Here is a 13,214-nt window from a genome sequence, read left to right on the forward strand (position 1 = left end):
CTCTTATGAATATAGAAAATACAAGCTATCAGTGAAGCCGTTTAGGCTGACGTATTACGGACGCTTCAGCAGCGCAGGATCGATCCTCGGCACAAGCCCTTCATCGGCTGCGCGGTTCAGCAGGGCTGAAATCGCGGCATAGCCATCTTCGCCAAGCTCTGCGGTAAATGGATTGACGTACAGGTCGATGTGAGCATCGGCGACATCCGGATCCATTTCCTGAGCGTGATGGAGGACATAGGCCCGAGAGTCCAGGGGATGTTTCCAGGCATATTCGACAGAGGAGCGGATCCAGTTCGAGATGCTTGCCAGATCCAGCGACCTGCGGGCCACAATCGCTCCCAGAGGAATAGGCAGATTGGTGTCGGATTCCCACCAGCTGCCCAGATCCGTCATCAGCTTCAATCCATAGGACGAATAGGTGAACCGTGCTTCGTGAATGACAAGCCCGGCATCAATCGCTCCATCCCGGACAGCCGGCATGATCTGATCGAACGGCATCACCACGATTTCGCCAAGCCCTCCGGGTACGTTCTGTGCGGCCCACAGACTGAACAACAGATAAGCCGTGGAGCGCTCGCTTGGAACGGCTACCCGCCGGCCGGACAAATCCGCAGGGCTGTCAGGAGTTTTACCATCCGTCAGCTTGTCCGCTGTCAGAACGAGCGGCCCGCATCCGCGGCCAAGTGCTCCTCCGCAGGGCAGAAGGGCATATTCATCCAGCACCCAAGGCAGTGCGGCATAGGATATTTTTAAGATATCATGTTCTCGATCTTCGGCCGCCCAGTGATTGGTGATATCGATATCCGCATAGGATACATCCAGCTTGGGGGCGCCTGGAATCCGTCCGTGAACCCAGGCATGAAATACAAACGTGTCGTTGGGGCAAGGGGAAAAAGCGATTTTCATCGTAACACCTCCAGTAGTAATGAACTTGCGGACTCAAGCGCCTGCAGCGCCTCCTTGATCTTCCAGGCACTGCGGTCCCGCGGACCGACCTGATTGGAAATGGACCGGATTTCGAGCACGGGCACACCGGCCGCAGCGGCAGCGGTGGCCACACCGAAGCCCTCCATCGCCTCGGCTGCGGCGTCCGGTACCCGATTAAGAAGGCATGCGGCCGTTGCAGTTGTTCCCGTCGTGGTGGAGACCGTCAGCACAGGCCCGAGGGTTACGGGAACGCCAGCATCTGTTAGGGCCTCCGCGAGTTTGCGGGCAGAATCCGGATGGGCCTGTACCCGATCCGTTCCGAAGCCGAGCTCCCGGACGCTGCTGAAGCCGTCTTCGGTTTCGGAACCGAGATCAGCGGCAATGATGGTGTCCGCAATGACGATGGAACCAACCTCAGCCTGACCGGCAAATCCTCCGGCGATACCTGCGCTGATAACCCAATCATAGGTGCCTTGAACCAACTGGCGGGCAGTCGCCGCAGCTGTTGCCGCTGGACCGACTCCACCCGCGATGACATCAAAGCCGGGAGCATGGTTAAGCCCGCGTTGCACGGCTTCTTTTTCGGCATCGACCGCCGTGACAATAAGCACGCGTGTGGGAGACGGGTCTTGCGGGTTATGTGACTCGGTTATATCCACCGAGTTGGATGGGGTATGTTTCTGCATGTTATTTATCTCCTTATTGGCTGTAACGACAAACATCGTTATCCTTTTACGTTATAACGTTCTTGGGGCGATGTAAAGTCTCGTGCATGTTAAGAATGGACTTTATCTGTAGCAGCAACTTTCCGATATAGAGTATAATGGACGGTAACTTACCTACATCATGAGTAGATTCGGAGGTTGGATAGCTTTGCGGAAGAAGGGTGCGAACGGACAAGAAAGCCGGGCTAGACTACTGATTGTCGCTGCTAATGAATTTGCAAGGTCAGGATATCATCAGACGAAGATCAGCACCATCGTTTCTCGGGCTGGATTGACGCAGCCGTCATTCTATTTGTATTTTGAGAGCAAAGAAGCCGTGTTCAAGGAGCTGGTGGGAAAATTTCGAGCTGAGCTCAAGATCCTGCTCGAGGGCAGCAGATTGGAAAGCGGAATCGATGAGGATCATGTGACCGGCCGTTTGCAGAGCGTGCTGACGGGGTTGTTCGCATTTCTTGGCAAAGACCCGGATCTGACGCAAATCGGTTTTTTTATTGGGGATGACGCGGTGATCGTAAAGTCTGAAATGGCAGCCATGATTGAGCTGAATTTGAAATCTGAGCAGCGGGACGGGTACTTTGACGGTGATTCCGATATGCATATCGTTGCGGAGTGCTTGGTCGGTGTCATTGAAAGACTGACCTCCCAGCAGCTTCTGACAGGCAAGCGGACTCCTGAGGATCTTGCGGGTCATGTGGTGAGTTTATTTATGCACGGTATCAGCGTTTATCCGGCTAAGTGGGCTACATAAGGCTATGCTTGATGTATAAAAATAAGATAATTAACATATCAGAAACAGGCTGCAACATGGTTAGGTTTAACTGTGGACGGTCTGTTTTTTGCTGCCGGCCATAGCCAAAGTTTAGCAAGGGTTTGATCTTTTTCAAAGAATTGCAGTATATTCATTATACGTTATGTAACCGATTGCAACTGAAGATGGCGAACGAAGGATCAAGGATCGGGGGACTTATTCATGAAGAAGATGATGCTGGTGTACGGTGCGCTTCTACTGGCTTTTCTCACCTATGTCTTCATGTACAGGCTGGAGGACAAGCGTTCTTCCGCTTGGGAGGAGGGCGGCCTTCACGGCAGCATGGGCGAGAATTATGTCATGGTGACTTTTCAATCCGGCATGGAATACTGGAAAAATATTCTGAAGGGCTTCGAGGATGGAGGGGATGCGCTGGGCGTAACTGTCGATTATCGCGGCTCTACACAATACGACGTGGAGGAACAGATCACTGTTCTGGAACAAGTGATTGCCAAAAAGCCTGCCGGTATCGCCCTGTCGGCCATCGATTCCAAAGCGCTGACGTCGACGATTAATAAAGCCGTGGAAGCCGGCATCCCCGTCGTGCTGTTCGATGCGGATGCGCCTGACAGTAAGGCCTATTCTTTCCTGGCAACCAACAATTACAACGCTGGCGTTGCGGCTGCGGACAAAATGGCGCAGCTTCTCGGCCGGGAAGGGGAGATCGGGATTGTTACCCAGCCCGGACAGCAGAATCATGATGACCGTTCCGAAGGCTTCAGGGACACTTTAGAGCAGCGATATCCGGGCATGTCCGTGGTGGAGATCAGGGAAGGCAAAGGGGATACCCTCGTTGCCAAAGAGGCTGCTGCCGACATGCTGGACAAGCACCCGGATCTCAAAGGGATCTTCGTAACGGAGGCCAGCGGCGGAATGGGCGTGGCGGATGCCGTGATCGGCGCGGATAAAGCAAACCGGATTACCATCATCGGATTCGATACGAATAAAGGGACGCTGGACCGGATTTCCGATGGAACGATCGCGGCAACGATCGCCCAAGGGACGTGGAATATGGGCTATTGGTCCTTGCAGTATTTATTTCATCTGCATCATGGTCTTACCGTACCGGCCCCGACGCTCGGCAATGACGTGTCTCCGCTCCCGACAAGGGTGGACACCGGGATTTCCATTGTGACCCGAGAGAATGTGAATGATTATTATGCAAAATAGAAACAGAGCGGAATCCTGGCGCGATGGCATCTCGCGGTGGCTGCGGTTCGGGGATTTGCCGCTGAGATACAAGCTGGTCATTTTGTTCCTCATGGTTGGCATCCTGCCCTCAATCGCGCTGGGCGTCCTCGTTAATTGGACGGTTAACCGCATTGTGGATCAGCAGGTAACCTCGAACACGATTCAATTGATCGGAAAGGTCAATCAGACCCTGGACAATGATATGGAGAATCTCCAGAACATTACGTATTTGATCGGATTTGACCCGCGCACGGAACGATTTCTGAATGGGGAAATTCAAGGGGACAAGCCAGCCGTTGGAACCGAAGATACGGGTAATTCCGGCCTACGAACGTCCTCGGTCAAGCAGGACAATGCGGAGAATTACGAGATTAAGCGGTACCTTCAAGGCTTCACGACGCTGTACCCGGAAATCGCCTCTATTCTTCTGGTCAATCGCGAGGGAGAGTATATCAGTAACGAAATGTACGCACGCAGTCCGGCAAGTTTGACGGAGGAAGAATGGTACCGCGAGGCTGTTTTAAATGAAGGGATTTTTACCGTGCTTGGCCACCCGGCAGAGCGTAATGTCACCACCCATGTTCATTACGGCAACGAGGAGCTGGTATCGGTCGTACGCTCGATTGTGGATCCGGATACGAGGGAAGTAACCGGTGCGGTATTGATCGATTTGAAGCTGCGGGCAGTCGCGAGAGCGGTCCGGGATGTCACGCTTGGAAAAAGCGGATATTTGATGGTGGCAGAGGCCGGCGGCTCCAGCATCTATGCTCCGGAGGATTCCATCATTCCGTCCATTCCCCCCTCGTGGTTTCCGGAAGAGGACAGCGGCGCCTTGATCCGCGAGGTGAACGGGGAGCGTCTGCAATTGATATACGGCACCTCCTCCTTTACCGGCTGGCGGACGATCGGCGTATTTCCAACCAGCGAATCGGTGTATGAGGTTAAGGAGATTCGTTTTTATATGATTTGTTTCTTGTTTGTGGTGTGTTTGTTTGGGGTTGCGGCATCCTATACGCTTTCACAGTCGATATCCAGACCGATCTGGCAGCTCATGTCCTTCATGCAAAAAGCCGAATCCGGGGATTTAACAACTCGTTACTGGGGAAACCGGCAGGATGAGGTGGGTATGCTCGGCCGCAGCTTTAACCGCATGCTTCTGCAGATTCGCAAGCTGATGAAGCTGAGCGAGCTGCGGGAAAAGCAGAAGCGCGAAGCGGAGCTGCGCAGCCTGCAGGCTCACATTAAGCCGCATTTTCTGTACAACACGCTGGATACGATCCATTGGATGGCCCGCAAGAAAGGGGCGGACGATGTATCGGATCTGGTGGAATCCTTGTCGCGGCTGTTTCGGATCGGGCTCAGCAAAGGGGATGATATCATTCCCATGTCCGACGAATGGACGCATATCAGCAGTTACCTGCAAATACAGAAAACGCGTTACCGCGACAGGCTGCAGGTTGAGATGGAGCTTTCGCCTGAGGCTGAGAAATTGCATGTGCTGAAGCTTTTACTGCAGCCGATCGTGGAAAACGCAATATACCACGGCATTAAGGCCCGTAGAGGGCCTGGGCGAATTGTCATCAAAGCTCTAGTGAACGGAGATGTTCTTCTCCTTAGCGTCCAGGATAACGGGGCCGGCATGTCTTCTGAACGGCTGGAGGCGCTTCGCAAACAGCTTGCCGACCCGGTAACGGCCATGGAGGCGACCCCGGGAGAAGGGCTGGGCGGAAACCGAAGCTACGGCATGCTGAACGTACAGGCACGTATCAAGCTAACGTTCGGCGATGAGTACGGTGCCACGATTGACAGTACAGAGAACGAGGGAACCACGGTAGTGATTACGCACCCGCTGGTGCATGCCGTTCCTTCGTTCTCCGATCATGATGGGAGAGACAGGTTATGAAGAAAGCGTATCAAGTCTTGATAGCCGACGATGAGCCGATTATCCGCGAGGGCATTCGCGATGCGGTCGACTGGGAGGCACTCGGCATGGAAGTGGCTGCCGAAGCGGAGGATGGCGAAGAGGCGCTGGAGCTTGCGCTCAGCCAACCGATTGACATTATGCTGGTCGATATGAATATGCCGTTCCTGGACGGCATCGGGCTCATGAAGCGGATGAAGGAGGAACGTCCCGAATGCCGGTTCGTCATTATTACCGGCCATGACGAATTTGCTTATGCGCAGGAAGCGATCCGGCTTGGGGTTAAGGATTATATATTGAAGCCGGTGAATGCGGATCACCTGATCCAGGTGCTGGGCAGCGTTCGGGATGAGCTGAACGACCATCAAATGCAGGAGAACTACCTTAAGAAGGCGTCCGAGCAGATCGAGAAGAATATTCCGCTGCTGCGGGAACGGTTCTGCCTCGAATGGATGCATGGCCTGCTGGATGAGGAGGAGGCGCTCGAGCAGCTGGAATTTCTGGGACTGCCGCCCTGCCGTCCATCCCGGATCGGCATCGCCCGATGGACGGAAATGACGGCTCCGCAGCCTTTGATGAAGGAAAGCGACCGGCAGCTGTATCTGTTCGCGATGGAAAATATAATCGCCGAGCTGTTTCATCCCGCGCCCTGCGTTTTGTTCCGGGATCACACCGGATGGATCGGGATCTGCTGCTGGGGAGTCGCGGATTCGAACATTGCGGCCGATGCCGAGCAGCTGATCCAGAAGTACTTAAAGCTGGCGGTGAGCGTACATCTGGAACCTGTTTCGGAAAAAGCTGACGGTGCGGTTGCAGCCGCCTATGAGGCTTGCCGGGAAGGGGTGTTCAAGGAGGCGCAGCTCTCTCCGCTGGTACGGCGGGCTCGTCAGCTCATCCAGGAACAGTATGCCGTTCGGGAGCTGACGCTGGAATCTTTTGCTCAGGCCCTGCAGGTTTCGCCCGTCTATCTGAGCCGGACGCTGAAGAAAGAACTGGGCACGTCTTTTATCACGCTCATGACCCAGACGAGGATTCAGAAAGCGATCCAGCTGCTCAACTCCACCGAGCTGAGCATCCTGGACATTGCGGAGCGGGTAGGGTATGACAGCCAGCATTATTTCAGCACGGCTTTTAAAAAGGTAATGGGGGTATCGCCGAACCGGTACCGCAAAGGGACGACGGTTCAGGAAGAGTAAGCCGTGGAGTGAGGGGCATGAGGTTGGCATCCGGGACCTATACCATACTGGCAGGCTGTATATGGATCGTAATTATCGTCTGCTGGCGAGTTTGGTGCCCGCAGACTTTTCTAATGATATGGGGAGATTACACGGTTTCCGTGTGGATCATGGCTTAAGTGAAGGCGAGAGCCTCTGTTTTGTTGGGATAACCAACTAAACAGAGGCTTTTTTTATGCAGGCAATCGCTTGTGGCATGGTGTGTTCGGAGCCGGAGCATTAAGCAGCCATGCACACTCGCGCGAGTTCCGAACAACAAAAGTATGAAAATTATAAAAAAGGTTGTTTTCGTGGAAAGACCCCTCCACCTGATGGGATGTATCCTTTTAGTACAGAGAGGCTTTTCGAACCTTCGGTTGTAAGCGCTCTCGATTCCATTTTTCGGAAAGGGGAACTACCGATGAAGAGAGGATTGCCAGGATTGCTGATCGCGGTGCTGCTCTTGGCCCTGACGGCCTGCAACCTCGCCGAAAGCCAAACCGGCGATGCTGAGAAGGGATACGTCGGCCTTGCGATGCCAACGAAATCATCCGAACGCTGGGTGGCTGACGGAAAGAATATGGAGCGGCTGTTTCAGGAAAAAGGATATAAAACCGATCTTCAATTCGCCGAGGACGTGATTGAAAACCAGATTTCCCAAATCGAGAACATGATTACGAAGGGGGTTGACGTCATCGTCATTGCTTCCATCGACGGCAACACGCTGACAGACGTGATCAAGAAGGCTCATGATCAGGGAATTAAGGTTATCGCTTACGACCGGTTGATTCGAAACACCGAGCATTTAAGTTATTATGCCACCTTCGACAACTTCCAGGTCGGCGTTCAGCAAGCATCTTATATTGAAGAGAAGCTTGGTCTGAAGGAAGGGAAGGGGCCGTTCAATATCGAGCTGTTCGGCGGATCGCCGGACGATAACAATGCTTACTTCTTCTATGACGGCGCGATGTCCGTGCTGAAGCCTTACATGGATTCAGGCAAGCTTGTGGTTCGGAGCAAGCAGACCACGATGGCCCAGATTGCGACCCTGCGCTGGGATGGGGCTTTGGCCCAGTCGCGGATGGATAACCTGATCAGTGCCAACTATTCGAGCGAAAATTTGGATGCGGTGCTGTCGCCCTACGATGGGATCAGCATCGGTATTATCTCTTCGCTTAAGGGCGTAGGCTACGGGACGCCGGCCAAGCCGCTGCCGATCATCACAGGTCAGGATGCGGAGCTAGCTTCCATTAAATCGATCGTGGCCGGTGAGCAAACGCAGACGGTGTTCAAGGACACGCGCCAGCTCGCCGAACAAGCGGTCAAGATGGCGGAGAGCGTGCTGAAGGGAGAAGAGGCCGAGGTCAACGATACCGAATCGTACGATAACGGCATCAAGGTCGTGCCAGCCTATCTGCTCCCTCCCGTTTCCGTTGATGCTTCCAACGTGGAGAAAGAGGTTGTGGAGACGGGCTATTATTCCAAGGAAGAAATCGGATTGAAATAGTCTTAATAGCACACGAAACGATAGGAAGGTGAGGCCAGATGTCAGAGTATATTCTTGAAATGCGGAATATCACGAAAGCGTTTCCCGGGGTGAAGGCGCTGGATAACGTGAATCTGAAAGTTCGCGAAGGCGAAATCCACTCCCTGTGCGGGGAGAACGGAGCGGGCAAATCCACGCTCATGAAAGTGCTGAGCGGCGTGTACCCACACGGCTCGTATGAGGGAGATATTTTGTTCAAAGGCAGCGTCTGCCAATTTAAAAATATTAAGCAAAGTGAAGACCTGGGCATCGTCATCATCCATCAGGAGCTTGCGTTGATCCCGTATCTGTCGATTGCCGAGAACGTTTTCTTGGGGAACGAGCGTGCCGAGAAGGGTATCATGAACTGGAACGAGACGATGATCGGTGCTAAAGAGCTGCTGGATAAGGTGGGACTCAGCGAAAACCCGAACACGCAGGTCGGCAGCATTGGCGTCGGCAAGCAGCAGCTCGTTGAAATCGCGAAGGCCTTATCGAAGAAGGTGAAGCTGCTTATTCTGGACGAACCGACGGCGGCGCTCAACGAGGACGACAGCGAGAACCTGCTGGAGCTGATGCTGGAATTCAAGAAGCAGGGAATCTCCTGCATCCTGATCTCCCATAAATTGAACGAGGTGTCGAAGGTATCGGATTCCATTACGATTCTGCGCGATGGTCAGACGATCGAAACGCTCGATATGAGAGGCGGCGAGGTGAACGAGGACCGGATTATCCGCGGCATGGTCGGCCGGGATTTGACGAACCGTTATCCGGAGCGGACACCCAAGATCGGGGAAGTCATCCTGGAGATTAAGGATTGGACGGTGTATCACGAGCAGCAAGCAAGCCGCAAAGTAATTGATAAAGTTAATATGAATATCCGCCGGGGGGAAATCGTGGGTATTGCCGGGCTGATGGGTTCCGGCCGGACCGAGCTTGCGATGAGTGTTTTCGGTAAGGCATACGGCAGGAATATTACAGGAACATTGCGCAAAGACGGGAAGGAAATCCGGAATCAATCTATTACCGAGGCGATTGAAAACGGCTTTGCTTACGTGACCGAGGACCGCAAGGAATACGGGCTGATCCTCATGGACGATATCAAACGTAACATCTCGCTGACCGGACTGTCCAAGCTGGCAAAGAACATGGTCATTGATGAACGGGAAGAAATCCTCGTGGCGGAGGATATGCGGAAGAAGCTGAAAATCAAAACACCGAACATTCTCCAGAAGACGGGAAACCTCAGCGGGGGGAACCAGCAGAAGGTTGTCTTGAGTAAATGGATTTATGCCGAGCCGGACATTCTGATTCTGGATGAGCCGACTCGGGGAATTGACGTCGGGGCCAAATACGAGATTTACGCGATCATTAACCAGCTGGCGGATGAGGGCAAGGGCGTGCTTGTCATATCCTCGGAGCTGCCGGAGATTATAGGGATCTGCGACCGGATTTATGTCATGAGCGCAGGACGGCTGACCGGAGAAGTTAGCAGAGAGCAGGCTTCGCAGGAAACCTTGATGAGATACATGACCAAGAATGGAGGGGCTTAAGATGGAGACACTCAAAAAAATGTTCAAAAACAACATCCGCCAATACGGGATGATTATCGCCCTTGTTGTCATTATGATATTTTTCCAGATCATTACGGGCGGACTGCTGCTGGAGCCGATCAACATTACGAACCTGATTCTTCAGAACAGCTACATCCTCGTATTAGCCATCGGCATGGTGCTTGTCATTATTACGGGTCATATTGATTTGTCGGTCGGTTCGGTAGCCGCGTTCGTCGGTGCGGTTGCAGCGATCATGATGGTCGATATGCAGCTGCATCCCGTTATTGCCGTCATCGTATCCTTGATCGTCGGCGGTCTGATCGGAGCCTGGCAGGGATTCTGGGTGGCTTATGTGAAAATACCGGCCTTTATCGTAACCCTGGCGGGCATGCTCTTGTTCCGCGGTCTAACCATGATCGTGCTGGAGGGCCAATCCATTGCGCCGTTTCCGGGAGGCTTCCAGAAGCTGAGCTCCGGCTTTATTCCGGATTTCGGCAATACCGGCACCAATCTGATCGCCATTCTGGCGGGGATCGTCTTTACGGTTATTTTCCTGATCAATGAGCTTCGCGAGCGAAAATCGCATAAAAAGTACAATTTCGAAGTTCTGCCAAACGGCTTGTTCCTCTTGAAGCTTATCCTGATCGCAGCGGTGATCAATGCCTTTACGTTCATGCTGGCCAGTTATGCCGGCCTCCCGAACATTCTGATTCTGCTGTTGGTGCTGATCATCATCTATTCCTTCGTGATGAACAAAACCGTGATGGGTCGTCATATTTATGCGCTCGGCGGGAACGAGAAGGCGGCGGCGCTGTCCGGCGTGAAAACCAAGAAGGTCACGTTCTGGGTATTCGTTAACATGGGCGTAATGGCAGCGATCTCCGGGTTGATCTTCGCCGCCCGCTTGAACGCGGCGACGCCAAGAGCCGGCACGAACTTTGAGCTGGATGCCATCGCGGCGAGTTTCATCGGCGGCGCATCGGCCACCGGCGGGATCGGTACGGTCTTTGGCGCCATCATCGGCGGTCTTGTCATGGGCGTGCTCAATAACGGGATGTCGCTGGTGGGTCTTGGCATCGACTGGCAGCAAGGCATCAAGGGTCTGGTTCTTCTCGCGGCGGTAGCCTTCGATATTTATAATAAAAAGAAGAGCAGCGCTGCTTAATTCAATGCGATGTAAATGTGAAATGGCTGATTCCGGAGTAGACATGCTGCTACCCGTGAATCAGCCATTTTGGCGTACATATTACATTTTGATCGTAACTCTTCGGGTGATCAGCCGAATCAGAAAAAGCGCAATCAGGATGACGATCACGGAGCCTGCAAGAGAGACCGGCAGCGTAACGGAAAAGTCTTTCGTGACCGGCAGCCACTGTTCCCATATGGAAGCCAGCTCGAATTGCCACAATGCATCCATGAAGCCGATCAATACGAGGGCTAAGGCGATCCACCCCAAGCCGCCAATCCAGCCGAACCGGTAAAATCCGGATCCAATCATCCATCCCATCAGATAGTAGATAAAGATTTGGACGCCATAGGAGATAAGTATCGGCAGCCAGTTGTTATCGAACTTCTGCAGCAGTAAGGTGCTGCTGGCATCATGGGAGGTAACCATCCCGATGATCCAATGGACAAGACCCACCACGATGGGAAAGGCCAATGATAGATAGACGGCCGCCAATGCGGCTCCTCGAAAGAAATCCCTGCGCGTAATCCCGTGTCTTACATAATAGCTCAGAAAGCCGTAGGCCGAAATGATGCCGATGACGAGCATAAATCCCTTGGTTGAGCGGTAAGTGATAGAGAAGAAGTCCTCCTCTGCGATTTCTGGGCGAACATTGACACCCATGCTGGTACCGATGTCGGCTCCAATATAGATCAGCAGCACAACAAATAGAAATCCCAAGGCCCAGCTGCCTTGATGAATAAACAAGTCCGTCGATACTCTGGTTACGGCAGATGACGTTTTTTTCATGCGGAATATTCCTCCCCCGTCAGATGGATAAACAAGTCCTGGAGCGAGATCGGACCGATCTCAAGTCCCGCCCGGTGTGCGGCCAGCTGAGCTTCCTCGCTTAATTCTCCATAGACCATGACGGCTTTGGTAGAACCGAGCTGCTGCACGTTGAGCACCTTCATACCCTGGATGAATTCATCTACCTTTGCGGCCGGCCCCGTAATGGAAACGCCTCGGGATGTGAGGCTTTCATAATCGTCTTGCAGCACGAACTGGCCTTTGTGAATGATAATGACTTCTTCGAACAGATAATCCATCTCCGAAACCAGATGGGTGGAGAGAATGAATGTACGGGGGTGGCGCTCCTGGTCTTCCAGCAGCTCCCGGTAAAAAATTTCGCGTGACGGCGCATCCATGCCGAGATAAACCTCATCCAATATGGTCACCGGCGAGCGGCTGGCAAGCCCGATGCATACGTTAAAAGCGGATTGCATCCCTTTGGAAAGGTGCTTCAGCTGTTTATCTAATGGCAAATTGAATTTGCGTGCAAGCTCAAGGGCATATCCGGTATCGAAATGGGGCCGGTGCCTGGCTACCGATTCAATCGCTGCCATGACCTTGTCGGTCTCGTCTTTATAATCGATATCGTAGATAAAGGAGACCTCCTTCATGACTTTTGCATTTTCGAACGGCTGCTCACCGCCGACCATAACCGATCCCGATGAGGGTTCGCGAAATGAAGCAAGAACAGACAGAAGCGAGGTTTTGCCTGCTCCGTTCCGCCCTAAGAGACCATAAATTTTGCCGGCCGGGAGATGCAGCGAAACATTGCGGACGGCTTCGAGGTCACCATATACCACCGATAGGCGGTCAAACTGAATATCAAGATTCATGGACGTCACTTCCTTTTAACTGGGTTATGATTTGAAAAAGCTCATCCGTGGATAAGCCGAGTTTGTCCGCTTCCTGTACCATAGGCACCACATAATGTTCCGCAAATGCACTCTTTCGGGTCTGGAGCAGCATTTCCTTGGCCCCCTCTGCAACAAACATGCCGACACCTCGCTTTTTATAGATAAGTCCGGAATCAACCAGCAGGTTGATGCCCTTTAATACCGTGATGTGATTGATTTTGTAAAATTGGGAGAGCTGCGTCGTGGAAGGTACCTGTTCACCTTCAAGCAGTAGATCATTCACGATCTGGTCCTCGATCTTCTCCTTGATCTGGATGAACAGGGGCTTATTATCCGGATGTACGGTACCGCTCAATAAGAATCACCACCTTGCTTTCATGTCCTGTTAAGGTTATATACTCATATATATGACTATATAACCAAATGGTGAATCGAATGTCAAGCATTTGGTTGGATATCACGAATCATCAAGA

The 13,214-nt window shown here is 52.7% G+C and carries 12 protein-coding genes; 7 read left to right on the forward strand and 5 right to left on the reverse strand.

Annotation, left to right across the window (positions count from 1 at the left end; all coding sequences use genetic code 11):
• Positions 1-54: 54 nt before the first annotated feature.
• Both DP091_RS00165 and DP091_RS00170 read right to left on the reverse strand, forming a co-directional pair.
• Entirely contained in the window at positions 55-909 is an 855-nt protein-coding gene (locus tag DP091_RS00165) for a 1,4-dihydroxy-6-naphtoate synthase (protein ID WP_113056518.1), read from the reverse strand.
• Entirely contained in the window at positions 906-1,616 is a 711-nt protein-coding gene (locus DP091_RS00170) for a futalosine hydrolase (protein WP_113056519.1), read from the reverse strand. Before DP091_RS00170 ends, DP091_RS00165 begins: the two co-directional genes overlap by 4 nt.
• Positions 1,617-1,803: 187 nt before the next feature.
• Here DP091_RS00170 and DP091_RS00175 point away from each other — a divergent pair, with 187 nt between their 5' ends.
• The 7 genes from DP091_RS00175 to mmsB all read left to right on the forward strand — a co-directional run bounded on the left by DP091_RS00175 (position 1,804) and on the right by mmsB (position 11,035).
• On the forward strand, positions 1,804-2,403 hold the full coding sequence (locus DP091_RS00175; RefSeq protein ID WP_113056520.1) for a TetR/AcrR family transcriptional regulator: 600 nt from the start codon (positions 1,804-1,806) through the stop codon (positions 2,401-2,403).
• Between the two features lie 222 nt (positions 2,404-2,625).
• The gene (locus DP091_RS00180; protein ID WP_113056521.1) at positions 2,626-3,633 is read left to right on the forward strand and encodes a substrate-binding domain-containing protein; all 1,008 of its coding nucleotides are present in this window, start codon (positions 2,626-2,628) and stop codon (positions 3,631-3,633) included.
• A complete protein-coding gene (locus tag DP091_RS00185; RefSeq protein ID WP_373456876.1) occupies positions 3,614-5,557 on the forward strand; it encodes a cache domain-containing sensor histidine kinase in 1,944 nt (647 codons plus the stop codon). Before DP091_RS00180 ends, DP091_RS00185 begins: the two co-directional genes overlap by 20 nt.
• The gene (locus DP091_RS00190; protein ID WP_113056522.1) at positions 5,554-6,771 is read left to right on the forward strand and encodes a response regulator transcription factor; all 1,218 of its coding nucleotides are present in this window, start codon (positions 5,554-5,556) and stop codon (positions 6,769-6,771) included. Before DP091_RS00185 ends, DP091_RS00190 begins: the two co-directional genes overlap by 4 nt.
• 439 nt (positions 6,772-7,210) lie before the next feature.
• Positions 7,211-8,296, forward strand: coding sequence for a multiple monosaccharide ABC transporter substrate-binding protein (gene chvE / locus DP091_RS00195; protein WP_113056523.1), 1,086 nt, complete (start codon positions 7,211-7,213; stop codon positions 8,294-8,296).
• Positions 8,297-8,334: 38 nt separating this feature from the next.
• A complete protein-coding gene (mmsA, locus tag DP091_RS00200) occupies positions 8,335-9,867 on the forward strand; it encodes a multiple monosaccharide ABC transporter ATP-binding protein (protein ID WP_113056524.1) in 1,533 nt (510 codons plus the stop codon).
• 1 nt (position 9,868) lies between these two features.
• Positions 9,869-11,035, forward strand: coding sequence for a multiple monosaccharide ABC transporter permease (gene mmsB / locus DP091_RS00205; RefSeq protein ID WP_071223521.1), 1,167 nt, complete (start codon positions 9,869-9,871; stop codon positions 11,033-11,035).
• Between the two features lie 81 nt (positions 11,036-11,116).
• On the opposite strand, the gene DP091_RS00210 is transcribed toward mmsB, so the two are convergent.
• The 3 genes from DP091_RS00210 to DP091_RS00220 are packed head-to-tail and all read right to left on the reverse strand — an operon-like array spanning position 11,117 to position 13,096.
• A complete protein-coding gene (locus DP091_RS00210) occupies positions 11,117-11,845 on the reverse strand; it encodes a Tat pathway signal protein (RefSeq protein WP_113056525.1) in 729 nt (242 codons plus the stop codon).
• A complete protein-coding gene (locus DP091_RS00215; RefSeq protein WP_113056526.1) occupies positions 11,842-12,720 on the reverse strand; it encodes an ATP-binding cassette domain-containing protein in 879 nt (292 codons plus the stop codon). The genes DP091_RS00210 and DP091_RS00215 overlap by 4 nt, the downstream gene beginning before the upstream one ends.
• The gene (locus tag DP091_RS00220; protein WP_071223518.1) at positions 12,710-13,096 is read right to left on the reverse strand and encodes a GntR family transcriptional regulator; all 387 of its coding nucleotides are present in this window, start codon (positions 13,094-13,096) and stop codon (positions 12,710-12,712) included. The genes DP091_RS00215 and DP091_RS00220 overlap by 11 nt, the downstream gene beginning before the upstream one ends.
• Positions 13,097-13,214: the final 118 nt, after the last annotated feature.

It is taken from the genome of Paenibacillus sp. MDMC362 (assembly GCF_003269305.1).
Classification (GTDB): Bacteria; Bacillota; Bacilli; order Paenibacillales; family Paenibacillaceae; genus Paenibacillus_AQ.